The sequence below is a fragment of the Rhodococcus sp. NPDC057529 genome, assembly GCF_042802055.1.
Lineage (GTDB): Bacteria > Actinomycetota > Actinomycetes > Mycobacteriales > Mycobacteriaceae > Rhodococcus_F.
In genome coordinates, this window is sequence record NZ_JBHVEY010000013.1 from 141,514 (window position 1) to 166,127 (window position 24,614).

The 24,614-nt window shown below is 65.7% G+C and carries 21 protein-coding genes; 11 read left to right on the forward strand and 10 right to left on the reverse strand.

Annotated features, from left to right (window positions below):
* The first annotated feature begins 182 nt into the window (after positions 1-182).
* From ACFU5V_RS25255 to ACFU5V_RS25270, 4 genes are all read left to right on the forward strand, one after another.
* Positions 183-3,608, forward strand: coding sequence for a protein kinase (locus tag ACFU5V_RS25255; protein WP_378702829.1), 3,426 nt, complete (start codon positions 183-185; stop codon positions 3,606-3,608).
* Between the two features lie 701 nt (positions 3,609-4,309).
* The gene (locus ACFU5V_RS25260) at positions 4,310-5,134 is read left to right on the forward strand and encodes an FMN-dependent NADH-azoreductase (RefSeq protein ID WP_378702895.1); all 825 of its coding nucleotides are present in this window, start codon (positions 4,310-4,312) and stop codon (positions 5,132-5,134) included.
* Between the two features lie 102 nt (positions 5,135-5,236).
* A complete protein-coding gene (locus ACFU5V_RS25265; protein WP_378702830.1) occupies positions 5,237-7,063 on the forward strand; it encodes a putative nucleotidyltransferase substrate binding domain-containing protein in 1,827 nt (608 codons plus the stop codon).
* A complete protein-coding gene (locus ACFU5V_RS25270) occupies positions 7,060-7,716 on the forward strand; it encodes a PolC-type DNA polymerase III (RefSeq protein ID WP_378702831.1) in 657 nt (218 codons plus the stop codon). Before ACFU5V_RS25265 ends, ACFU5V_RS25270 begins: the two co-directional genes overlap by 4 nt.
* A 1,108-nt stretch (positions 7,717-8,824) precedes the next feature.
* On the opposite strand, the gene ACFU5V_RS25275 is transcribed toward ACFU5V_RS25270, so the two are convergent.
* Positions 8,825-8,965 carry a hypothetical protein gene (locus ACFU5V_RS25275; RefSeq protein ID WP_378439196.1) on the reverse strand — a complete coding sequence of 47 codons (141 nt, stop codon included), beginning with the start codon at positions 8,963-8,965 and terminating at the stop codon, positions 8,825-8,827.
* An 801-nt stretch (positions 8,966-9,766) separates the two neighbouring features.
* On the opposite strand from ACFU5V_RS25275, the gene ACFU5V_RS25280 reads away from it, so the two are divergent.
* Positions 9,767-10,462, forward strand: coding sequence for a hypothetical protein (locus ACFU5V_RS25280; protein WP_378702832.1), 696 nt, complete (start codon positions 9,767-9,769; stop codon positions 10,460-10,462).
* A gap of 13 nt (positions 10,463-10,475) precedes the next feature.
* Here the strand turns inward: ACFU5V_RS25280 and ACFU5V_RS25285 are convergent, their stop codons facing one another.
* Complete coding sequence (locus tag ACFU5V_RS25285; RefSeq protein ID WP_378702833.1) at positions 10,476-11,024, reverse strand: hypothetical protein; 549 nt, start codon at positions 11,022-11,024, stop codon at positions 10,476-10,478.
* A 222-nt stretch (positions 11,025-11,246) separates the two neighbouring features.
* Here ACFU5V_RS25285 and ACFU5V_RS25290 point away from each other — a divergent pair, with 222 nt between their 5' ends.
* From ACFU5V_RS25290 to ACFU5V_RS25305, 4 genes are all read left to right on the forward strand, one after another.
* Entirely contained in the window at positions 11,247-11,423 is a 177-nt protein-coding gene (locus tag ACFU5V_RS25290) for a hypothetical protein (protein ID WP_378702834.1), read from the forward strand.
* A 43-nt stretch (positions 11,424-11,466) separates the two neighbouring features.
* Complete coding sequence (locus ACFU5V_RS25295) at positions 11,467-11,598, forward strand: helix-turn-helix domain-containing protein (protein ID WP_378702896.1); 132 nt, start codon at positions 11,467-11,469, stop codon at positions 11,596-11,598.
* A 65-nt stretch (positions 11,599-11,663) separates the two neighbouring features.
* Positions 11,664-13,001: a hypothetical protein gene (locus ACFU5V_RS25300; RefSeq protein ID WP_378702835.1), complete on the forward strand. Its 1,338-nt coding sequence runs from the start codon at positions 11,664-11,666 to the stop codon at positions 12,999-13,001.
* Complete coding sequence (locus ACFU5V_RS25305) at positions 13,001-14,014, forward strand: glutamate ABC transporter substrate-binding protein (protein WP_378702836.1); 1,014 nt, start codon at positions 13,001-13,003, stop codon at positions 14,012-14,014. The genes ACFU5V_RS25300 and ACFU5V_RS25305 overlap by 1 nt, the downstream gene beginning before the upstream one ends.
* 77 nt (positions 14,015-14,091) lie before the next feature.
* Here the strand turns inward: ACFU5V_RS25305 and ACFU5V_RS25310 are convergent, their stop codons facing one another.
* Positions 14,092-14,919 carry an NADPH-dependent oxidoreductase gene (locus ACFU5V_RS25310; protein WP_378702837.1) on the reverse strand — a complete coding sequence of 276 codons (828 nt, stop codon included), beginning with the start codon at positions 14,917-14,919 and terminating at the stop codon, positions 14,092-14,094.
* 110 nt (positions 14,920-15,029) lie between these two features.
* On the opposite strand from ACFU5V_RS25310, the gene ACFU5V_RS25315 reads away from it, so the two are divergent.
* The gene (locus ACFU5V_RS25315; RefSeq protein ID WP_378702838.1) at positions 15,030-15,776 is read left to right on the forward strand and encodes an SDR family oxidoreductase; all 747 of its coding nucleotides are present in this window, start codon (positions 15,030-15,032) and stop codon (positions 15,774-15,776) included.
* 14 nt (positions 15,777-15,790) lie between these two features.
* On the opposite strand, the gene ACFU5V_RS25320 is transcribed toward ACFU5V_RS25315, so the two are convergent.
* From ACFU5V_RS25320 to ACFU5V_RS25345, 6 genes are all read right to left on the reverse strand, one after another.
* Entirely contained in the window at positions 15,791-17,035 is a 1,245-nt protein-coding gene (locus ACFU5V_RS25320) for a reverse transcriptase family protein (RefSeq protein ID WP_378702839.1), read from the reverse strand.
* A gap of 272 nt (positions 17,036-17,307) precedes the next feature.
* Positions 17,308-17,691, reverse strand: a complete 384-nt coding sequence (locus ACFU5V_RS25325) for a RidA family protein (protein ID WP_378702840.1) — start codon at positions 17,689-17,691, stop codon at positions 17,308-17,310.
* A gap of 57 nt (positions 17,692-17,748) precedes the next feature.
* Complete coding sequence (locus ACFU5V_RS25330; protein ID WP_378702841.1) at positions 17,749-18,513, reverse strand: amino acid ABC transporter ATP-binding protein; 765 nt, start codon at positions 18,511-18,513, stop codon at positions 17,749-17,751.
* Positions 18,510-19,445, reverse strand: a complete 936-nt coding sequence (locus tag ACFU5V_RS25335) for an amino acid ABC transporter permease (RefSeq protein ID WP_378702842.1) — start codon at positions 19,443-19,445, stop codon at positions 18,510-18,512. The genes ACFU5V_RS25330 and ACFU5V_RS25335 overlap by 4 nt, the downstream gene beginning before the upstream one ends.
* Before the next feature lie 11 nt (positions 19,446-19,456).
* Positions 19,457-20,380 carry a transporter substrate-binding domain-containing protein gene (locus tag ACFU5V_RS25340; protein WP_378702843.1) on the reverse strand — a complete coding sequence of 308 codons (924 nt, stop codon included), beginning with the start codon at positions 20,378-20,380 and terminating at the stop codon, positions 19,457-19,459.
* The gene (locus ACFU5V_RS25345; RefSeq protein ID WP_378702844.1) at positions 20,377-21,675 is read right to left on the reverse strand and encodes an alpha-hydroxy acid oxidase; all 1,299 of its coding nucleotides are present in this window, start codon (positions 21,673-21,675) and stop codon (positions 20,377-20,379) included. The genes ACFU5V_RS25340 and ACFU5V_RS25345 overlap by 4 nt, the downstream gene beginning before the upstream one ends.
* Positions 21,676-21,726: 51 nt before the next feature.
* Here ACFU5V_RS25345 and ACFU5V_RS25350 point away from each other — a divergent pair, with 51 nt between their 5' ends.
* Positions 21,727-23,451 carry a PucR family transcriptional regulator gene (locus ACFU5V_RS25350; RefSeq protein WP_378702845.1) on the forward strand — a complete coding sequence of 575 codons (1,725 nt, stop codon included), beginning with the start codon at positions 21,727-21,729 and terminating at the stop codon, positions 23,449-23,451.
* Here ACFU5V_RS25350 and ACFU5V_RS25355 read toward each other — a convergent pair.
* Positions 23,379-24,614 (reverse strand): YbfB/YjiJ family MFS transporter, encoded by a 1,236-nt coding sequence (locus ACFU5V_RS25355; protein ID WP_378702846.1) that lies wholly within the window; start codon positions 24,612-24,614, stop codon positions 23,379-23,381. The genes ACFU5V_RS25350 and ACFU5V_RS25355 overlap by 73 nt on opposite strands.

A 24,614-nucleotide genomic window follows, 5' to 3' on the forward strand; every position in this document is an offset into this window, starting at 1 on the left:
ATCGTGGAAGCCGTGCCGGTGAGTCCCGGAGGGGACATTTCCTGGTCGATGCGCCGATTCGCGGTCTCTGCAGCGAGCTCTGCAGGTCCCCGGCTCTCGACCGGGGTTTCCCAGCTCCTGCCAGGGTTAAGCTCGGTATCGCTGGAACAGCCGTTGCATCGAGAGCGAGGGCGGGTTGTCTGATGGACGCGCACGATCCGTTCGCCACCCAGCGCGACCCGGGCGGTGGCGTCGTCGAGGAACTCGCCGACGCCGGCTTCGATGATGCGCAGGAAGTAGGCCGGGGCGGGTTCGGTGTCGTGTACCGGTGCCGGCAACGGTCCCTCCGCCGCACGGTCGCCGTCAAAGTACTCACTGCCGCTCTCGACACGGACGGCAGTGAACGATTTCTTCGCGAACAGATCGCGATGGGCCAACTCTCCGGGCACCCACACATCGTCAACATTCATCAGGTCGGGGTGACCGACACCGGCCGGCCGTTCATCGTGATGCAGTTCCACGGCGCCGGTTCGATCGATGCCGCACTGCGCCGCAGCGGCCCGGTGGAGTGGAAACAGGCACTTCGATACGGCATCAAACTCGCCGGCGCCCTCGAGACCGCCCATCAGCGCGAGATCCTCCACCGCGACGTCAAACCCGGAAATGTTCTGCTCACCGATTACGGGGAACCGCAACTGACCGACTTCGGCATCGCACGCGTGGCGGGAGGCTTCCGCACGACCAGCGGTTCAATCACCGGTTCCCCGGCCTTCACCGCCCCCGAGATCCTCCGCGGAGCCGAACCGGAGCCGACAGCCGACGTCTACGGTCTCGGCGCCACCCTGTTCTGTCTCCTCACCGCGCACGCCGCGTTCGAACGCCGCGACGGCGAGAAACTGATCTCCCAGTTCCTGCGGATGACCGAGCAGCCGATTCCGGACCTGCGGGAACAAGGGTTCCCCGACGATCTCGCCGCCACCGTCGAACGTGCGATGTCCCTCGAGCCGGCCGACCGGCCGGCCACCGCAGCCGCGCTCGGCGACGAACTCCGCGCCGTCCAACGCCGTCACCGGCTCGCCGTCGACGACATGGCGCTACCCGCATCCACCGGCGAACACCCGGCGCGCGGCACACCCGCACCGACCACCGGCACCGCACCGGCGCCCCGGTTCACCACCCCACCGATCCCGGTCACCCGATCCCGCCCGCCCTCGACCCACGCCATGGTCGGCCGCGAACGCCTCCTCGACGACCTGCGCGCGGGCCTGACGCGACGACTGACGGTGATTCACGGGCCGGCCGGCTTCGGCAAGAGCACGCTCGCCGCACAATGGCGCGACATCCTCGTCTCCGACGCTGTGCCGGTCGCCTGGATGACCATCGATCACGACGACAACAACGTCGCATGGTTCCTCGCCCACCTCGTCGAGGCAATCAGACAGGTCAAACCGACGCTGGCGGGCGAATTGGGCCAGATCCTCGAGGAACACGGCGAACAGGCACAACACTACGTACTGGCGACACTGGTAAACGACATCTACCACCGCAGTGAGCATCTCGCCGTGGTGATCGACGACTGGCACCGCGTCGACGATCCCGACACCATCGCCGCGCTCGGATACCTCATCGACAACGGCTGCCATCATCTGCGGATCGTGGTCACCAGCCGCACCCAAGCCCACTTGCCGCTCGCCAAGATGCGTGTGACCGGCGAACTGAATGAAATCGACTCCACCTCTTTACGATTCACCATAGAGGAATGCCATGCGATGCTCGTCGACCGCGCCGGACTGCAGCTCACCGACGACGCTGTTGCGACCTTGCGCGACTCGACCGAGGGGTGGGCGGCCGCTCTGCAACTGGCGTCGCTGTCGCTGCGGGGACGGGATAATCCCGAGCAGCTCCTCGGCAGCATCTCCGGCCGGCACCCGGCGATCGGGGAATTCCTGGCCGAGAACGTGCTCGACGCCCTGGACGCGGAAGTGCTCAAGTTCCTCCTGCAGACGTCGGTGACCGAACGCCTGTGCGGCTCGCTGGCCTCCGCGCTCGCCGACGTCGGGAACGGGCAGGCTCTGCTCGAACAGATCGAGAGTCAGGACCTGTTCCTCCAGCGAACCGACGACGAAGGTAAGTGGTTCCGCTATCACCATCTGTTCGCCGAATTCCTGCGCAAACGCCTGGAGCGAGACTTCCCGGACCGGGTCGGACCCCTGCATCTGGTGGCAGCACGGTGGTTCGCCGCCCACCATCTGCTCAGCGAGGCGGTCGATCACGCCCTCGCCGGAGGCGACGCGACCGGAGCAGTCGACCTCGTGGAACGAGAGGGCTTCCACCTGCTCGAACAGGGCCGTCTGACGTCGCTACTGGGCCTTGTCGACAAGCTGCCCGATCACCTCGTCGCGACCAGCGCCCGGCTCCAACTGTGCATTGCGTGGGCGGACAGCGCCCTTGTACGGCCCGAGTCGGCGCAGCAGGCCGCCACCCGTGCCGCCGAGCTCCTCACCCACCGCCAATTGCCCGCAGCGGAACTCGCCGCTCTGCGGGTCGAAGCCGACGTGGTCCAAGCCGACATCAAGATCGGCATCGACCAGATCGACGGGGTGCGCGAACTCCTCTCTGCCTGTCTCGCACGGCCCGAAGCGGTGCCACCCTGGGTGGCCTCCGCCGCAGCGGGAATCGCGGGCTTCGTCACGATCTTCGACTTCGACTTCGAAGCCACCCGTCAGCTTCAGCGGCAGTCGGCGAAATATGACACCCAACTGAGCGGACCGTTCAGCGTCATCTACGGCCACTGCTTTGCCGGGCTCGCCGAGATGGAAGAACTCGATGTCATCGGTGCCGAGCGACGGTTCCGCAAAGCCCACCGACTGGCGGTCGAATCCGGCGGCCAGCGCTGCCAAGCAGCGCTGCTGGCAGGGGCGCTGCTGGGTGCATTGCTCTACGAACGCGGGGAAATCGCCGAAGCCGAACACCTACTCGATGAGAGCCAGGTTCTGGGGCGAGAAGGCGGCGTCGACTTCATGCTCGCCCACTACGTCAGTGGCGCCCGGCTCAAGGCGTATCGCGGTGAACCCGACACCGCCGCCCAGTACCTCGAGGCGGGCGCCCAACTCGGCGCGTCTCTACAGCTACCACGGCTCAGCGCCGCCGTGGAGTACGAACGACTCATCCTGGACCTTCCACCATTGCGGGCGCCGAACTGCGCCGGCGTCGAGTACTCGAATCGTCGCTATCCGAACAACGGGCTCGAGGAGGTCATAGTCCAACTCGAGGAAGCAGTCGCCATCAGGCGGCTCCTCGACACCTCTGACCGCGGCAGCGTCGAACTGGCCTGCTCCTGGGCCAAGGAGTGGGTCACCGCGCTGGTGGGAACCCGCCGACGCCGAGCGTTGCTGCAGGCGCAGCGTCTGCTGGCCACCTGCCTCGCCGTCGCTGGACGGCACGACGAAGCGACAGGCCTCATTGCCCAGATGGTGCACACCTGCCAAGAAGGAGGCTTGGTGCGCTATCTCCCGGACGGTGGCGCGCTGATGGTGTCGTTGCTTGCGGACGTTCGAGGCGATCTCGCCGACAACCAGCAGGCCTCCGGGATAGAGCTTTCGTTTCTCGACTCGATGCTGCAGACCTAAGCGGACACCCAGGACCTCTGCAATCGCGTCGACACAGGCCGCCGCGGAGGCTGATCTCGAACAGATGCGCGGGAAATGACTGGTGCCGAGATCTCCTTGCGGGAAATCGGTGAGTTTTCGGTGTCACTGCTCAGCAAGTTCGACGGTGGTGGACCCGCCCTACCCCGTGAGACGAGCTGCGCGCACCCGAGTCGAGGCAAACCTTGGATGCACGCGCGATGTCACCGATCGGTTGCGTAGTCCCGGCGCGATCAACTCCCGCGCAAGCAGTTCGGTCGGTCCGCTGCCTGCCGTCACCTCCGTCGGCAGGTAACGTCCCACCGTTGCCATCGCTCACGGCGCGCCTGTGCTGCAGGGCATTCGACAACGCCCACCGGGAACCTGCCAGACCCCGGTGGGCGCACACATTGATCCTGTCGAGGAAAAACAATGCGCTGCAATGCTATACATGGATCATCGTCCACTGAAATCGAACCCTATTGCAGCGCAGTCGATATAGCCGAGCGCGCTGCACCCGCAGGGCGGCAAGGTCCAGCTTCACACAACCCCTACCCACCTTGCCGCCCCTTTCCGCGAGCGAACCGATAATAGCGGGTGATCGACATTGCCTGTCAAGACTTGGCTTCAAGCCATTGTTCGATCGCCATACCGATCAACAAACTCGACATACCCCAAAAGAGGATGCCTTTACCGAACACAGGATGGTAGCCTGCAGGAACGCGCTATCACTCCTCCCGCGATTACTTCGTCCAGGATTTCCTGGTCGGCGGCTGCGGCGGGAGAACGCGGAGCCCGGCCCATGCATTGGCTCCTGCTTCACCGATAGCCGGCACGTAGCGCGGCGACAGTTCGCCGCCCAGGAAAGGACGACAGTGCCCCAGCTACTTCATGTCGATTCGTCGGCCGATCTTCACTCCTCTACCAGCCGGGATCTCACGGCGCGGTTCGCGGCGGAATGGAGCTCATTCGGCGCTGAGCATTCGGTGGTGCGACGCGACCTGCACACCAGCCCGCTGCCGCACATCCCGACGAACGAGCTGCACTGGGCGCCGAGACTCCGCACCCCCGGCCGCCCCGTGCCCGTCGAAGCCGATGCCCTCCAGCGCGAGCTGATCGAGGAACTGATCGGGGCCGACATCGTCGTGATCGGTGCTCCGATGTACAACTGGTCGATCCCGTCGACGCTCAAGGCGTGGATCGACTACGTTCACGTGCCCGGCATCACCACCACGTTCGATGCCGTGACGGAGCCGCTTGCCGGAAAACCTGTGATCGTGGTGACCAGCCGCGGCGATCAGTATGGCCCCGGGACCCCCGATGAGCTCATCGATCACCAGATCCCGCCACTGCAGCAGGTGCTCGGGGTGGCCCTGGGTATGGACGTCACCTTTGTCCGAGCCGAACTGACGCTGGCCTCACGGATCCCGGCGATGGCCTCGTGGGTGGGCACATCGCAGTCGAACAAGACGACTGCCCAGCACGAGGTTGACGATTTGGCCCGGCAGTTCGCGAAGCATTTCGGCTGACCCGCGGAAGTTGAGGACCGTGGTCGCTTCACATCAACAGGGGCGACCGCGGAACCGGGGGCCGATCATGAGGCACCGACCATCACGAAGGGCAAGGACGCGATGCAGGAATTCATCGACTTCCTCGGCGCGCAAACACCGTACGACCTGCTCGACAGTGACGATCTCGACAAGCTCGCGCGCACGGTGGAGGTGGAGTTCTTCGGCAGCGGTGCGGTCATCGTCCGCGAGAACGTACCGGCGCTTGAACATCTCTACATCGTCAGAACCGGTGCTGTCGAAGTCCTCGACCGTGGCCGCACGGTCGATGTACTCACCTCGGGAGACACCTTCGGTCACGTCTCGGTGCTCTCCGGACTGCCGCCGGCCCTGGTTGTACGCGCCGCCGAAGACACCCTCTGCTATCGCATCCCCGATCCTCGCACGGTGGTCGCGCATCCGGACCGCCTGCGCTATGCACACTACGGAACAGTCACTGCGCGTGAGCGCCTGCTGGCATCCGGCGGTTCGTTCAACAGGCTCGAACGTCCCATCGTCGATCTCACTCACCCCATCTACTGGTGCCATGCCGACGATTCCATCCGCGAGGTCGCGCAAGCCATGACCCGCACCGGTCAGTCGTGTGCCAATTTCGTGCACGACGGCCAGATCGGCATCGTCACCGACGATGATTTCCGCAAGAGGGTGGCCACCGGGGAGATTCCGGTGGATGCACCGATTTCGGCGATCGCCAGCATCCCGGCGATGGCTGTCTCGTCGGATGTCACGGTCAGCGCCGCCTACCTGCACATGGTCGAACACGGCATCCATCACCTCGTCGTTACCGACACCAGCGGGAGCGCAGTGGGCATTGCGCGAGTAGTCGACATCGCAGCAACCGATGTGCGTCATCCCTTGCTCATCCGCAGCGCAACCTCGTCGGCGAACTCGTTCGACGAGCTCGCTCGGGCCGCCACGATGCTGCGACCGACCGCGGTCGAACTCTGGGATGCCGGAGTCCCGCCCTTCCACCTGGGGGCGCTGTACTCGACGATGGTCGAAGCCGTCTTCCGCAAGATCATCGATCTGTCCACCAGCACAACGCCCCTCGCCGGTATCCACAGCAGCTGGATGCTGCTCGGATCGCTCGGACGACGCGAGCCACTGCTGAACTCGGACATCGATACCGCACTCGTGTGGAACCCGACCGACGTCGACGGATCCACCCAACCCAGTCGTGAAGACATCGCAACAGCCTGCCGCCCCCTGCTGGACCGGCTCGACCAGTTCGGCCTGATGCCCTGCCCCGAAGGGCTCAACGCCTCCTCCCCCCTGTTCAACCGCACCGTCGGTGCGTGGCAACAAGCGGCCGCACTCTGGCGGGCCGAGCTCGACAACCCCAAGTACCTGATGCTCACCTCAACCCTGCTCGACGCACGCCCCATCACCAATACCGCACTGGCGCAGCCGGTGCGCGCAGCATTTTCGGCCGGAGCCGAAGACCCCAGTTTCGGCCGCACCTTCACGCACTACTCGCTGGGGAGTCGACCGCCCTCCGGTTTCACCCGCAACTTCGTCATCGGCCGGTTCGGCGAGCTCAAAGGTCACCTCAATCTGAAGAAGGCAGGGTTGCGTCCGGTCGCATCCTTGGCCCGTGCACTCGCTCTTCGCACAGGAGACACGACCGGGTCGACCGTAGACCGGCTCGATCGCGCACACGCCGCCGGGTGGCTCAACATCGACGAAGCGGAATCCCTCAAGGGTGCCTTCACACTGTGCTACGAACTCGTCCTCGACGAACAGATTCAGGCAATCAAGGGCGACAGTGAAATCCGTTCCACCGTCGATGTCGACAAGCTCGACAGTCTCCAACGACGGCACCTACGCGCAGCGTTTCGCGCCATCAACCAGGTCCAAGAGCGGATCAGTTCGGATCGGTACGAACAATGACCAGGAAACTGGGGTGGAGACGGCGCGGCGCTGACCACGGCCATGTCGATGCGTCGAACAGCAGCCATGCACCAAACTGGCGGTCATCGAACTACCTCGTCATCGATCTGGAGACCACGGGCCTCGATACCTGCAACGATCACATCATCTCCTACGGAGCGGTGCCCATTCGAGAAGGCCGAATCGCGGCCTCGGAGGCCACGTACAGTCTCGTCCGATCTGAACGTGAGAGCTCGGAAGCAGCGCTGCGGACTCACTGTCTGCGTAAACAGGATCTGGCTGCTGCTCCGTCGGTCGGCGACTGCGTCGACCGACTCGACGAACTGCTGCGCGGACACATCCTCGTGGCACACGGTGCGTGGATCGAGCACTCCTTTCTCCGACGTGCGTTCAAGTGCTCCCAACGCCTGTTCACCAGTGATGTGATCGACACCGCGAAACTCGCATCGCTCGTCCTCGACATCGCTGTGGGCCCGAATCAGTCGATCGGCCTCGAATACGCCACCTCTCGTATGGGCCTGCCCGTGCACACACCACACCACGCGCTCGGCGACGCGATGACTACCGCCAATCTGTTCCTGGCGCTCGCCAGTAAGCTTGAGCGCCGTGAGGACGCACTCACTGGCAGTCGCCTGATCACGCTGTCGACCTGAGCCTCGACCCACGAGGCCTTGACCATGCAGCCAAACACGCGGGGATCGCTGCGGGCACAGGCTTGGCCGATGTCACAGAAGCACTCCTCATCAGCCCCCTTCCAGGGTCTGTTGGTGTGCTGAGTATTTCACTGATCTCAACACGGCAGACGCAGCTTTCTGGACCTCCGCCAACTGGCGCGCGAACACTGGAGGGTCTGACCCGACCGGACGGTCTGTCGACGAGAGCGACGAGTTCAACGATCACTTGGTCGGCATCGGTGCCCTCGGCCTCGATATCGACCTCGGTGCCCACCACGGGTGCGCAGTTTCAGGCAGCCTGTGCGGTCTGATGACGGGTCTCATACTCGACGTCCGTCAATCGACCGGGCGGACGCCACCTGCCCGACCACGGATACACCGCCGCTCCCGTCGTCATCGCCGAACCCTCCAAGAGCACCGAACATTCCTCCGGACAGTCCCCGAACCGCATCACCGCTCCGCCGTGAAGGCGACACCATCGCCTGTCGCGACATGGACAAGGCCTCGTGTGAAGCACGCGAACCGCAGAAACAGGTACGTCCATGCGTCAAACGACCCATGTGCAACAGCGCAGATCACCGCCACAATCGGAAGCACTTCGAAAACCCGCCGACCCGTGAGAAGGAGGCCGCCGGACACGACGTCCGACCCACAACTTCACTCGCAGACACGCATGCAGCACACCCGCGCAACCGCAGACAGGCAACATGCGCCCCCTTTTGAGGGATCAGTGCTGCACTCCACGACCGCACCACCCCCCTGGTGCGCGTCGGGGGATTACCCCGCCCGTGCGACGGCAACGTCGTGCGGGCGGGCCTTCCTATGCCCGATACCGACCGTGCCCGATTCCGACCGACAGACCCCGCCTGCCCGGACGAGGCGTCAGGCTCCCGAAGACTTCGGCGATCGCGGCGGCACCTGTCGCACGTTCCGGCAAGGCCCGGCCGGAGCGGACTACGCTCCGGCCGGGCCACTGTGATCCAGATCGGGGGCTCGGGACTGCGAGAGACGGCGGACCTCCGCGTCCGCTCGTGCCTGTCAGTTCTCTCGACGAACTGCTACCGAGTGCTTCCTCGAGGCGCGGCGTCTACACGCCGGGCATCGGGAACTTCCACACCGCCACCACAACCACGCCCATGATGAGCCCGGCGTACAGAACAGTGCCAACCACACTGACTCGCAATGCATTCAGCAGATTGGTGCCCAGATTCTCGGCGCTCGGTGCCATGACAACTCTTCTCTCACGTGCAGATATTCTCGGTTGCCACGTCGATGACGCGGCATACCAGCTACCTTGGACCGACTTCGACACCTGCACATTGGCCGAAATACCTACACCCATACCCGTATCTGGGCATGGAGGCTGGGGTCTCGGCCAAGAGTTGCAACCGAACACCCTCGAGCGCCAGGCTTCCCCCACAGAATCAGCTGTGTTTTGCGTCACACCGCCGCGTGCGCACTCGGTCGCCCAAGCATCTCGCGTCACCGTCACAGATCGTGCGGAGGGCGCCGGCTCGAGCATGCATGCCGACATCGGCGCCAGCCAGACACGGTATTACCCATCGGCGCAGTCGAACTCGCCGGTCACCGTGCAGATCCCCCTTCTGCGGACATCCCTGGGCGCGAAATAGGTATGTCCAGCGGTCGTTCTACCGTCGTCGGATGGACATCTCGCGAGGAGTGTGGGAGTCGAACACCCCCGAACCCTGCAAGTCGAGGACCCCGATGCACGATCAGCTCCACCGCTCCCCCTCGTCGCGCGCGACGTCTGCACCCTCCGCAACTTCGATCATCCACTGTGACCGGATGATTGGCGGGCAGCCGACCCCTCCGTTCTTGAGAACGATGTCCGCGCCCTGATCGCCTTGCCGAAGGCTGGAAGCCAGCGGCGACCGGCAGACAGAGTACCGCTGCTTCAGTCGCCCGACGGTCAGCCGTCGAGGAATCGTCACATCTAGCACAGCTCGCCACCACCAAGTACGACCTCGCGACCGTCCCTCGACGGCCGCGAAGAAGAGAGAGAACTCAATTGAGAAGGCTATACGGGTTTCTTGCGTGCCTCGCAGTCATCCTCGGCGCATTCCTGGCCAACACGCCGGCGGCATCAGCCACCGGTGTCGTGTCCAACGGCATTCCCTGGACCGACGACATGAACCCGGTGCCCCACCCGCCCGGCATCATCGAGTTCTGCACGATGGGCGTCGTCGGTTCCGACTCGCTCGGCAACAAGATCGGCATCTCCGCCGCCCATTGTGTCGACGACGCACCCGACGGTGCGCCCGTCTACCGCTTTACGCCGACCGGACCGCGGGAACACATCGGGAACATCGCGTACCGCAGTCCCGGCGGCGGGACCGGCGTCGACTGGGTGGTCATTCGGCTCAACGCTGACGCGGTACTCACATCGAATGGTCCCAGTGCCCGGGTCGACGGGATCGGCTCCTCCAACCCGGTCGGTCCCCATTGCAAGGACGGGGCCGGTACCGGAATTCATTGCGGGGCGATCACCTCGCAGACCACGACACGCTTCTACAGCAACGCCCAATCAGGCGGTGGCGACTCCGGGGGTCCCGTACTTCAGAACAACACCGAGATCGTGGGTATGGTCCGCGGATTCGACCCTGTGCTGTTCGCGTTCGAGTACATCAAGTTCGCTGCCGTCCTCGACGGCATCAACGCCCAACCCAACCCTGTAGGCAAGGGCTTCGTCGTCACCAACAGCTGACTGCTGCAGGAACTCAGACTCCGCTGAGACTTGATACGAATTCGTCGATGGCGCCGCTGCGGCCGGGGACGATCACTTTCTCGAACAGGGTCAGGATCACCTCGTCGAGGTGGTCGGTGTGCGCGTGGGTGGTGCGCGTGACGCTGATGGAGCGGAGTCCGCGTCCGCGTACGAGTTCCGCGAGCGGCGCTCCGTCGCGCTCGGCGGTCGCCTTACGCCCGGACGTGTGCCGAAGCGTGTATGCGCGGCCGGAGAGAGCGACTTCGGCTCTCTTGTATTTGCGGCGCATCCTTCCGGCCATTTGGTCGGTGACGGCCCCGGTCGTTCCGTCGGCCAGTTCCAGGGACGCCGGGACGCCTTTGCGTAGCGCGGCACCGTAACGGTCTATGCGCTCTGCCAGGGATTCTCGCGCGAGGCGAGAGAAGTGCGCGGTGAACTCGTCACCGGGTCCGGGGCGCAGGGTGGCGCGGGTGAGATGCGACGGATCGATCAGCGCGACCGCGGACAGGTCGTCGTCGATCCGGGCCGTCCATCCGGTAATTGTTGGTTGATTCCACGACACACGGTGATTCTGTCAGGCCCGTGTCCGGACCGCGCGACCCGCATCGCGGCCTCACCGAGATCGGCGAGACCTCCCCCCGAGGGCACCCCGCTGCACGTATTGCCTGTTCAACGGCATCATCGAGGTTCGTTTCCACAAATGTAGGGGCAGATCGCGAAAAGCTCTCGTCATGTGCCGGTCGTGACCCAGCTCACGAATTCGTAGCGTTGAGGTCGGGTCGCGGTGTACGACCTGAACACTGCGGCGGTGGAGGCAGCGGTCGCGCTCGGTACCCGTTCGGTGTCCTCGCCGGTGGAGGCCGCGACGAAGGCGGAGGCGCTGTTCCTGAGCATGCCGACCCCCGCGATCGTCGAGGGCGTCGTCGCCGAGGTGCTGGCACGGTGGGGCGTTCCTCGGTGAACGGGGTCTTGGGGCAGTAGTCGCGCAGCACGACACCCTGCACCTGCACCGCACCAGCCTGTACTACCGGATCAACAAGATCCGAGACATCCTCGGCGTCGACCCCCGAACCAGGCCGTACCCGGTCCGGCAATCGGCGACTTGCCTCGATGCGATCCCCGATCGGGCAGACTGAAAAGCGCTGATCGGCCCGCGCCCGCGAGCGCGTGGTGCCCGGGCCGACGGGCCTGGAGGAGCACAGTGTTCCCACGCGCGACCGACACCACCGCGGACGGGCACGTCCTCGACGAATCGCTCGTCGTCGAGGACGCCGCACCGCGCCGACCGTGGCGCGAACTCCTGATGTCGACCCCGGGCCGGCTCGCCCTCCTCGGCGTGCTGTTGATCGCCGCCACCCTGGTCGCGGGAGTGGTGCCGTCCGTCTCGGTGGCGGCCCGGCAACAACAGATCCAGACGCTGCGTGGCCACACCGAACCGCTGGCGGTAGCGGCGCAGTCTCTCTACAGCTCACTGTCGATCGCCGATGCGGCGGCCACCACCTCGTTCATCTCCACCGACGCCGATCCGACGACGCTGCTGCACACCTACAATCAGGCGCTCGCGGACGCCTCGGCGGCGCTGGTCGTCGCCGGCACCGGAGTCGACCCGCAGAATCGGGACGCCGTGCAGCAGTTGACGGACATCTCCCGGCACCTCGGTGTCTACGCCGGACTGATCTCGACCGCCCGCGCCAACGACAACGCCGGAAACCCGATCGGAGTGGCGTACCTCGGTGACGCCTCCGCGCTGATGCAGGACACCGTTCTGCCGATGGCGCACACCCTGTACTCGGAACAGATCCGTGCCGTCGCCGACACCCAGAGCCGAACCGAGCAGCTCCCCGGCGCTGCGCTCGCGACCACGGTCGCGGCGCTGGTCTTGCTCGTGCTCGCGCAGCGGTATCTGATGCGCAAGACGCATCGGCGGCTGAACCCGGCCCTGCTCGCCGCCACGGTGCTGGTGGCGGCCATCGCGCTGTGGGTGGGCACGGCCGGTCTGGTGTCCTCGACGGCAGGCGCCCACGCACGGGTGGCGGGCACCGAGCCGCTGGCTGCGATCGCGAGCGCCGGCATCCTCGCGCAGCAGGCCCGCGCCGACGAAACGCTGTCGCTGTTGCAGCGCGGGTCCGACAGCCAACCCGAGGTCGACTACACCGGGCACACCGCTGCACTCGCACAGCTGATCGCCCAGAGCCCGCCGGGATCCGCGGCCGCCGCCCCCGCGGCCGCGGCGAACGCGGCACTCGAACGGTGGCGTCGGGCGCATACCCGCCAGCAGCAGGCGCTCGACCGCGGCGACTACCAGGACGCCGCGCGCATTGCGGTCGGTACCGGCGCCGACGATTCCGCGGCCGCCTTCGACGACCTCACCACACACATTCAGGAGGCGATCACTGCGTTGCGGGAAGAGGCAGTGAACGCCACCACCGAGTCGTATCGGACCCTGTCGGCCCTGGCGAACGGCGCGGTCGCGTTGAGCGTGCTCGCCGCGCTCGCCGTCGGAGCCGGGGTGTGGCCCCGAGTGAACGAGTACCACTGATGCAGCCCCGACCCCCGAGGACGCGCCGCCGAACCCTCTTCGGCACGGTGACCGCTGCTGCGATCATTCTCTCGGGATGCTCAGCGCCGCAGGAGCTCTCGCCGCAAGGAAACGGATCCTACGGCGGCCTCCCCCTCCCGAACGGCGCGACGATCATCGCTCCCATCGCCGCCACCGGCGGCACTGCCCCGCCCGAACCGCAATCACCCGTAGAGTGCGGCGCCCTTGCCAGCCTTCGTCCCGCCCCGCCGGGCGCGGCATCCGCAGGCGGGGCGGTCGCCGCGATTCGCGCGCGCGGCCGGTTGATCGTCGGTGTCGACCAGAGCACCAACCTGATGAGCTTCCGCGACCCGGTGACCGGCACCCTGTCCGGTTTCGACGTCGACATCGCGCGGGAAATCGCACGGGATCTGCTCGGGGATCCGTCCCGCATCGAATTCCGACTCCTCACATCGGCCGCCCGACTCGACGCACTGGAGAGCAACGACGTCGACATCGTGGCCCGCACCTTCACCATCACCTGCGAACGTGCGGAGCGAATCGCGTTCTCCACCGTGTATTTCCGGGCGAGCCAACGCCTGCTGGTGCGCGCCGACGCCGCGACGGTGACCCTGGAGAGCCTGGCGAACCGGCGGGTGTGCTCGCTCGTCGACACCCCGTCGCTCGATGCCGTGCAGCGGCTGGTTCCCACCGCGACGATCGTCGCCGTCCGGGACCTCGACGATTGCCTCATCGTCCTCCAACAGCGCCAAGCCGACGCTGCGAGCACCGATGACGTCATCCTGGCGGGGATGGCGGTACAGGATCCGCACCTCGAAGTCACCGGCCCCGAGCTGCAGTTGGACCAGTACGGCATCGGTGTGAACAAGGACCACGACGACCTGGTGCGGGCAGTCAACGGCACCCTCGAACGCGTACGCTCCGACGGGACCTGGATGCGTTTGTACGACCGCTGGCTTGCCGCCCCGCTCGGTCCGGTGGCCGGCCCACCCACCCCGACCTACCGTGATTGACAGCGGCAGGCAACGCCTGACACGAAGCGCTTCGCGCGCGACCTCGTCGCGGCGGACGGCGCGAAGCACGCTGCGCCCTAGCGCAGGGGGAACCCGAGACGGATCAGCGATTCCTTCAACCGGTCCCGCCCGTTCAACCGGGCTGCCGAGGCGAGTCGGTCCAGAACCCGTGCAGTCCAGGAATGTTCGAGCTGCTGGGCGCCGTAGAAGGCAGCGATGCGCCCCTCGTAGGCGTCGACGTGGTCGCGCTGGGCAGGCAGGTCGTAGGTCTCGTGGTGCAGTACAGCCTGCCGGGGCAAGCGCGGTTTGATCTGGGCGTCGGCATCCGGGTGGGGTTGTCCGACGACGAGCCCGAACACCGCGAACACGTGGGGCGGCAGCCCGAGTTCCGCGGCGACCTCCTCGGGCTTGTTGCGGATTGCTCCGATGAACACCGTCCCCAAGCCGAGGGACTCCGCCGCGGTCACGGCGTTCTGCGCCGCCAGGGCGGCGTCGATGAACCCGAGGTAACTGCTCTCGAGGTAATCGGCGCCCTCGATCGGCGCGCCGCGGTCGCCGGCGAGTTGACGGACGCGGGCGAAGTCGGCGAGCCACACCAGCAGGACCGGAGCCTCGACGATGTGGGCCTGGTCGCCGGCGAGCGCGGCCAGGCGCGCCTTCCGGTCGGGGTCGCGGACCGCAACGACACTCCACGCCTGGAGGTTCGACGACGTGGCGGCCGACTGCGCCGCCGAGACGAGGACGTCGAGGGTCTCGTCGGTCAGCGGATCGGGCAGGTAGCGGCGAACCGACCGGTGCGAATGCAGGGATTCGAGAACCGGATTCCACTGCGCGGGTTCGGTGAGGGCGGGGTCCCAGTAGCGCTGCTGCAGTGCGGTACGGGGTGCGATGTCTGCGATGGTCACCGGGACAGGAAACCCGACTCCGCGCCCCCACTCCAGGGTTCGGCGCACCGTGATTCCTGCGGGTTACCATCGGTTGTTCATGAACCATGCGTTGCCGATCGAACCAGGGAGTGAACGTGACGGAACGGGTCGTCGTCGTGACAGGTGCCGGTTCGGGAATCGGGCGTTCCATCGCGACCGGACTACTCGATGCCGGACACCACGTGGTGCTGACCGGACGCACACGCGACGCCCTCGATCAGACGGCGCACGGCCACGATCACGCGCTCGTGATACCGGCCGACGTCTCCTCACCCCCATCCGTCCACAGCCTCTTCGCCGCCGTCGCCGAACGGTTCGGCCGCCTCGACGTACTCGTCAACAACGCCGGCACCTTCGGCCCCAACGGCACAGTCGACGAGATCGAACCGGAAGACTGGGACCGGACCGTCGCCACCAACCTCACCGGAGCCTTCCTCTGCGCACGCGAAGCCGTCCGCATGATGAAGACGCAGACACCCCGCGGCGGACGGATCATCAACAACGGCTCCCTCTCCGCGCACACACCCCGACCCGCCAGCGTCGCCTACACCGCAACCAAACACGCAGTCTCGGGACTGACCAAGTCGATCGCGCTCGACGGCCGCGACCACGACATCTGCTGCACCCAGATCGACATCGGGAACGCCGCAACCGCCATGACGGCCGGCATCGGCCAATCCGCCCGCCAACCGGACGGATCAATGCGAGCGGAACCCACCTTCGATCCGCGGTACGTCGCGGACGCGGTGACCCGGCTGGTCGAGCTGCCCTTGGACGTCACCGTGCCGACGATGACGATCATGGCCACCGGAATGCCGTACATCGGCCGGGGCTGACCGCAGTCCGGCAGCTACCCCGTCCAGTCGACCCTCGCGCCCAGTGCGTGCAGCGAACGTTTCCTGCTCTCGTTCGATTCGCCGATCCAGGCGATGCGTCCGTAGACGTACTCGCGAAAGTGCGGTCTTCCGTCGCGATTCTGCGAATCCGGTCCGTGCCGAACGCAATTGAACAGCAGCGCCTTCACGTCGTCGTATTCGGCACGGGACGCCTGCGGACGAGCGTTGACCACCAGCCCGGCCAGGTGCTGGCGCCGGTGTGCTCGCATCACCCGGGTCTTGCCGGGGTGGACGGAAAAGCCCTCGTCCGTCACGATCCGGCCGACGGCATGGATCAGTCGATCCACCGCCAGGTCCGAGCCGGAGAACGCGAGGTCGTCGGCATACCGGGTGTACGCGACGCGGTGGGTACGCGCGAGTCCGGTCAGCCTGCGGTCGAGCCGGTGTGCAACCAGATTGGCGAGAGCCGGCGACGTCGGCGCCCCCTGCGGGAGGTGCGCACCCCGGAGCCGGCTCGCCGCGTCGAAGGGAAGCTGCGCAAGGACACCGGGCGGGGTCGACGTCGTGGTGAGCCCGGCGAGCACCCGCGACACCCGCGTCGGATAGCCGAGTGCGTCGAAGACCGCCCGCACCCGTGTCCGCGAGACCGACGGAAAGAACGCGCGAAGGTCGATGCGCAGCACGACCTCGTGCCCCGCGTGCGGGGCGGCGAAGGTGTGGACGCTGCGACCTCGGACGAATCCGTGCGCCGCCGCATGAGGCGGAACGCGGTCGAGGACGGTCCGCAGGATCCGGCGCTGTACCTCCCGAAGGCGTTCCTTCGGCGCTTCGAGCAGGCGGTTGTCCGGCCGGATCCGATAGCGGTAGTGCTGCAGCGGCGGCGCCTTCGTGCGCAGCCACCCGCCGGGATCGGCGAACCAGTCGAGTTCGGCGGGGGTGAGTCCGACCGCCTCGGCGACCGCGGCAGTGCGCGACCACTGCGGGACGTCGAACCTCCAGTCGTTGCCGGATATTTCGTCGACGATCGGCTCTGCTCGCTCGATCAGCGGGAGGTCCGACAGCAGCCGATGGACGCTGTCGATGCCGTCGATCGGCGGCGTGGGCATGAGGTCGTGGAGCCGTGCCGCGATCCGGGCGGCGTCCGGCACTCCAGATTCCTCGAAGCGGAGGACGAGGCCGGCCCTCGTCCAGGTTCCGTCGACCGCCGCCGCTGCGAGGCGACGGGCGAACTCGGGCGGCAGGGCCGGGCGTTCCGTCATGTGTGCGACGGTGCGAGGTGACCGATACCTGTCGTCTGCGGCGCGCCGGAGCACGCGGAGCATGCGGTCGCGCGTCGGACGGTGTCTCCGGTGAACACTGTCGAGCCAGGGGTTACCCCTGACGTGGTCGCGGCCGGCGAACCGGCCACACCACTCTCACCCCGCCACCGTCGCACCTCGTGAGAATGCCACATGATCTCTGCCGTGCGGGGCCTATCGGTGCTGATTTCGATTCGAGCGACTCCGCCGGTCCGAGTGCGCCGTCGACCCGGTCAGCGGGTGCACAGGGCGACGACGTCGATTTCGACCAGGAAGTCACCGAGATGCGATCCGACGGTGGTCCGCGCCGGGTACGGGTGCGAGACGAACTTCTCATAGGTCTCGTTGAAACCGGTGAAGTCTCGCGCCGGATTCTGCAGGTGGACGGTCGCTTTGACCACGCGCGAGAAGTCCGAGCCGCACGATTCGAGTACGGCCGCGAGATTGCGCATCGACTGTTCCGTTTGTTCTTCGATGGTGGAGCCGACGAGCTCCCCCGTATCCGGGTGGTGGGGTGTCTGGCCTGCTGTGTACAGAACCCCGTCGGCAATGATCGCCTGGGAGTAGGGCCCTGAGGGGCTGGGTGCATGCTCTGTGCTGATCTGTTGCCTGTTCATGTGAATCTCCGTCCTGATCGTTCGGTGCTATCGGTCGCGGGCGGGCGGGTGAGGTGTTCACAGCACCTTCGAGAGGAACGCGCGGGTCCTCTCCTGGTGCGGGTTCCCCAGAACCTCGGCCGGCGGGCCCGCCTCGACGACGACACCCTGATCCATGAAGACGATCTGATCGCTGACCTCGCGGGCAAACCCCAGCTCGTGGGTAACCACGACCATGGTCATACCGGCTTCGGCAAGGGACTTCATCACGTCCAGTACCTCACCGACGAGTTCCGGGTCGAGCGCGGAGGTCGGCTCGTCGAAGAGCAGCAGTTTGGGCTTCATCGCGAGGGCGCGGGCAATCGCGATCCGCTGTTGCTGTCCCCCGGACAGCTCCCGTGGGTACGCCTGACCTCGGTTCCCCAGTCCGACACGATCGAGCAGCACGTGTGCCTCCGCCGTCACCTCGTCGCGGGGTCTGCCGAGAACGTGGATCGGGGCTTCGACGATGTTCTCGCGCACGGTCATGTGCGGAAACAGGTTGAAGCGCTGGAACACCATCCCGGCGTTCAGTCGAGACCGTGCCGTCTGGCGGGGCTTCATCTCGTGAAGCCGGCCATTGCGTTCCGAGTAGCCGATCAACTGTTGATCCACGTACAGTCGGCCCGCATCGACCTTCTCGAGGTGATTGATGCAGCGCAGGAAGGTTGTCTTCCCGGATCCGGACGGTCCGATGAGGCAGGTCACCGAGCCGCGCTCGACACTGAGGTCGATGCCCTTGAGGATTTCGGTGGCACCGAAACGCTTCCGTACTCCCTCTGCTTTCACCATGACGGTGTTCATTTCGCCCTTCCCAGTGCAAATCGACGACGTGCGGGGGTGACCGCCGCGGTGAAACCGCGCGCGTAGTGCTTCTCGAGCTTGTCCTGGAAGAAGCTCAGGATGGTGGTCATCAGGAGATACCACAGGCTCGCGACGATGAGCAGCGGGATCGTCTGGTAATTCAGCGAATAGATGATTTGCGCGGAGTACAGCAGATCGGAGATCGCCAGAACGCTGACGAGGGTCGTCCCTTTCAGCATCGAGATCACCTGGTTCCCCGTCGGCGGTAACACCACACGCATCGCCTGGGGAAGAATGACCCGGCGCATCAGCTGAGTCTTGTTCATTCCCAGCGCCTGAGCCGCGTCGTACTGGCCGTTGTCCACCGATCCGATACCACCACGGATGATCTCTGCCATGTAGGCCGCTTCGTTCAGGGACAGCCCGAGGAGGGCGGCCCCGAGTGGCGTGATCAGCGTGTTGACGGAACCGATCATGAATTCGGGTCCCCCGAAGGGGATTCCGATCGAGATGGTGAGATACAGGGCTGCGATGTTGTACCAGAAGATCAGTTGGACGAGGAGCGGAGTTCCCCGGAAGAACCAGATGTAGCCGCGGCTGATCGAATTGACGATCGGGTTCTCCGACAGTCGCATGACGGCAAGAAGCGTTCCGAGCGAGATACCGGCGGTCATCGACACGATCGTCAGGACGATCGTCAGAACAACCCCTCGAAGTATCTCCGGCGCAAAGAGATAGGACGACACGACATTCCAGTGGAACCGGTCGTTGGTTGCGACGTTCCACGTCACCGCCACGGCGACGATGAGCAGGGCCAGTCCGAACGTCTGCCGGACAGGATGTTTGAGTGGCACCACCGGGATGGACGTGTCCGGGAGTTCCGATACCGCGGACGGCGGAGGGAAGGCGTCTCGCGAGGCCAATTGGTGCATGGTAGGTCTCCTTATTGGGCCGCGTTGACGCGAGCTCGGGTGATCATCGCGGACTCCGCACCATACTTCTCGAGGACTTTCCGGTACGCGTCGCCGGCGATGACGGCGTCGAGTGCCGCGGATACGGCGTCGACGAGTGCTGGTTCCTTGGTCACGCCGACCGCGACGGGGGTGTAGTCGAACGTGTCCGACACCTCGATTGCCGGATTGTTGGCCGTGGCGTACTCGAGGATCGGTGAGTCTGCCAGCACAGCATCTTGCCGGCCGCTGGTCAGCGCGGAGATCGCCTGCCGCGTGTCCTGGAACTGGCCGGTCTCAATCGGCGGCTTACCGGCGGCCGCGCAGTCCTGCTCGTAGGCCGGAACGTTGACGGTGAGCTGATACGAGCCCGTCAGGACGCCGACTCTCTTGCCGCAGAGAGTGTCCCTCGTGACGGGCTCCGCTCCCTTCGCGACGACGATGGCGTTCCCCATTTGCATGTAGTCGACGAAATCCATTACCGCCATTCGCTTGGTGGTGGGCGTCATCGAGGACACCGTCATGTCGTAGCGTCCGGCAGCGATGCCGGGAATGATGGAGTCGAAATTGACAACCTTGATGTCGACATCCAGGTTCAGGGCTTTGCCGATGAGTCTCGCGATGTCGGGGTTCGTGCCCGTCATGTACCGGGTGCCCTCCGAGTAGAACTGGGTGGGAGGTTCGTTCGTCGGGATCGCCACCCGCAGCGTGTGCCGTGCGGACACCGAACCGGGCAGCAGTGCGACGGCTGATTCGTTCACCGCAAGCGACGGCGTGCTGTCACCCTCGACGGGAGCCGAGGCCGGCGGGTCCGCAAGTTCCTCGAGCCGACCGCAGCCGACCGTGGAGAGGAGAAGGGCGGCGAGTGCACCGGCACACAGGAATCCGCGAGAGTGGCGTCCGAGACGACTCGTCATGACGAGGACTTCCGATTCGGGGTGGCCGTGCGCGGTCCGGTGGACGCGTTCGTCGAGCGGGCGGAGGCGGCGTGGCGGTTCCTCACGAGGGACGGCCCGTTGTCCTGCAGTTCCTTGATGCTCGACACCCCCAGCAGCATCATGGTGCGGGTCATCTCCTCGGCGAAGATCCGCAGCACGTGGGCAACACCCTCCTGGCCCGCCGCCGCGAGGCCGTAGAGGTAGGGGCGGCCGATCGCGCACGCAGTCGCCCCCAGCGCCAGCGCCTTGATCGCGTCCGAGCCACGGCGGATGCCGCCGTCGACGATGATCTCGACCCGACCGTTCACGCGTTCGACGATCTCCGGCAGAACGTCCAGTGGGGAGGCCATGTGATCGAGTTGCCGGCCGCCGTGGTTGCTGACCTGAATGGCGTCGATCCCGATGTCGGCGGCGATCGCCGCATCGTCGGCGCTGACGCACCCCTTGAGGACGATCGGACCGCTCCACCGGGAGCGCAGATCGCAAAGGGTGTCCCAATCGGTGGGTTCGTAGGTACCCGACAGCAGGGTTCGCCACATATCCGGCGTGCTCGCCAGCGGCCCCTCCGCGATCGTTCCGTCGAGATTGGGGAAGGCGATCGCGCCGTTGCGCAGAAACCTCCACGACCATACGGGATGGAGTGCCCCTTCGGCGACCGTCCGCGGTTTCAGGGACGGGGGTGCAGTGAAGCCGTTGCGGTAGTCACGTTCGCGATGACCGATCGCTCGGCAATCGACGTTGACCAGCAGGGCTTCGTATCCCGCGTTCGCTGTCCGGTCGAGCATCGCCTGGAGCATGCCCTTGTCCGCCATCGGTTCGATGTTGAACCAGCGACGCAGGCCCGGGGTCTGCGCGCTGACCAGTTCCATCGGCGTCGTACTCAGGTGCGCCAGACCGTACGGGACATTCGCGGCGAGAGCCGCACGCGCCGCACCGAGTTCACCATCCGGGTGAAAGAGGCGTGTTCCCCCGGTGGGAGAGAGCATCAACGGCATGGCGACTGGCTTGCCCAGGAGACTCGACGCCAGGTCGAGGTTCTCCACCGCACCCCAGCGTGGCACGAACGACCAGTCGTCGAACGAGCAACGATTGCGGCGGACCGACGCTTCGTCCTCGCCGCCGCCCTCGATGTAGTCGAAGATGCTCAGCGGGAGACGGGCGGCGGCCAGCTTTCGTACGTCCTCGATGCTGTGGCATCGCCGTGCAAGGCGTTGTGACGCGGACCGAGCGGGGCCCTCGACATTCACTAACGACCTGATATCTCTGAGTTTCATCGGGACTCCTCGAAGTGGTGCTGACACCCGGTGCGCGGGGTGGAACCAATAGTGATCCAAACCTCACCTGGTTCATATGGAGGAGATTCCAAGCTCGAAAACAATGCTTGTAAGATGTTCCAAATGGATCGCACGGAGGAGTCCTCGCGTCATCGCGACACGACACCCGCGCCGATCGCGCTGTCAGCCTGGAACAGGCTGGTGCAGGAAGATCTACTGCACGTCAACCCGACCGCCGAGAATCTCCGTCGTCCCGTCACCGACGTACAGCTCTACGACGCACTCGACGACCAGGCGAACGTCAGGAACACCGTCGTCCTCGCGATGGGGGTGTCCTGTGGATCCGCCGGATTCGAGCGGGTACTCGTCCACGCCGCCGACGGCGAGGCCGCCGCCGTGATCGTCAAAGCACGAGGAACCCCGATCGAGGACCTGCGGGCCGCGTCCAGTCGTCACGACATTCCCGTGCTCGTCGTCGGCGACGACGCGGATTGGACACGACTGATCGCGATGGCACGAACAGCGGTCGCGGGTGCTGCGGTCGATTCGGTATCGGGCGTGCGCCTGGGCGATCTGTTCGCCTTCGCCAACGCCGTTGCCTCGATAACCAATGGCGCCGCCAGCATCGTCGATCCTTCAGGCCGCATCCTCGGATACTCCACGGTGCCGGGCCAGCCGATCGACGACCTACGGCGCGAGACGACTCTGACCCTGCAGGAGCGGACACCTCCAGCCCTCGACGCCGATTTCAAGGTCGTCTACTCCTCCACCGCCGCACTGTTCGTGCAGTCGCCCAGCGGGATCGCGGACCGGCTGGCGCTCGCGGTCCGGGCGGGCGGGGAACTGCTCGGATCGATCTGGATCATCGATCCCGGAGGTGAACGCCGCCAACCGGCCCTCGATGCGCTCGACAGGCTGGCGCCGCTGGCCGGACTGCACATGCTTCACGCCCGGTCCGCTTCCGATTTCACCGAACGACGCAACGCCGATCTCATGCGAACATTGATGGACGATCCGGCCCGGGCCTCGTTCGCCGCCGCGCAACTCGGACTCGAGTTCACCGACGGATTCGCTATCGCGGCGTTCGCCCTCACCCATCCGAACGCAGGCAGCCTCGACGCCATGCGCGAGCAACATCGGCTACTGCAGCTCGTGACCGTCACGTGCAACGTACAGTTCCGCAGCGCGTACAGCGCCCTGATCGACTCGGTCGTGTATGCGCTGTTGCCCTGCGCTGGCGACTCTCCCCGTGCAACCCATCGTCGCGTCATTCGTGACATCGGCTCCTACGCGACGACGATCAGCGCGCATCCCGTCGTCTCCGCTGTGGGCGGGATCGCCGAGCAGATCAGCGAGCTACCTCGATCCCGGACCGAGGCGCTGCGCACACTGCGGTACCTGATGCACCAACAGTCGGTCACGCGAGAGAATCCGACACCTCGAGCTCCGGCAGCGGCTGTGTTCGAAGACTATTGGACCGAGCTCAACCTACTGGAGATCGGTCAGTACATCACCGAGAATCATCTGGACAAGTTCGATGTCATCGATGCGATCCGGGCGTACGACGCCACCCATCACACCGACTTTCTGATCACCCTGCGTGCGTACTTCGATTCGAACGCGAACGTATCCAAGGCGGCGGACCGAATGCATGTCCACGGCAATACCATTCGGTACCGGATCACCCGTCTCGCCGAGGAGTTTCAGATCGACTTCGACAATCCGACCACGCGGCTGTGGCTGTGGCTCCGACTCGTTTCGACAGAACTCTTGTGAGTGGACGCAAGTAACGCGGCGGCGAGTGCTGCCGCCAGAACGATGCCCGACGCGACGAGCAATGCCAGATGGTAGCCATCGGACAGCAGTGGTGTGACGATGAGCGGGCCCCCGATCTGACCGAGACTGTATCCGGTCGTCAGGATCGCGACCGCGCGTGGAAACTGGAGGTGCGCGCCGATCGTCAGCGTCATCTGACTGATGCCGAGGAATGTTCCCCCGAACAGGAAGGCAGAGATCAGGGCGGGCCAGATGCCGTCTGCCAGCGCAGGCAGCGCGATGCCGGCGGCCTGAACGACGAGGGCGGTCACCAGCAGGATCGGGCGAGACCATCGCCGGCCGAGCAACGCCCAGAGTGGAGCGGACGGTAGCGCCGCCAGCCCGACGATCACCCAGGCGCCACTGCCGGCGACGCTGCCTGCGGTGTGGTCGATCGCTGCGACGAGAAAAGTGCCGGCGATGATGTATCCGACGCCCTCGAGGGAATAGCTGATGAACAGCATGGTGAACCGGCGGTGCTTGCGCTTGGGCGATGTTCGGTGCTCCGCCGCCGGCGCCATGGGTGCGCGTTCTGGTGTGAGCGTCCACGCGGCGAGGGTACAGATCAGGGTGAGCAGCGCAGCCACCCACCACACCGACTCCCACGTGCTCATCGACCGCAGGATCAGGACGACGAGCCCGGACAGGGCGATACCCGCCCCGATTCCGCCGAACGCCCAGCCCGACAGGTGCGCTGCCTGCCCACTCAGAGTGGAGTGCATGGCGCCGACAGCGATGACGAACACCAACGCACTGGTGACGCCTGCGATGAATCGCAGCACGCCCCAGAAGGTTTCGTTCGATGCCACCGACATCAACGCCAGCGTGAGGGTCAGGACGAGCAGCGAGACACGCAGGGCTGCCACCGAGCGCACCAATCCGAGAAGGACGATTCCGGCGAGCGCCCCGAGGAGATATCCGAGATAGTTGGCCGTCGCCAGAGCGGCGCCCGCCGACGGTGTCAATCCTGCCTGGGCCTCCATCAGCGGAAGTACGGGTGTGTAGACGAACCGTCCGATGCCCATACTCGCCGCCAATGCAGCCCCGACCCGGCCGACCGTGCCCCACGGCGATGTCGGCGTGCGGAACGTGACCAGGTCTTCGGCGCTACCCATTGCGTTCAT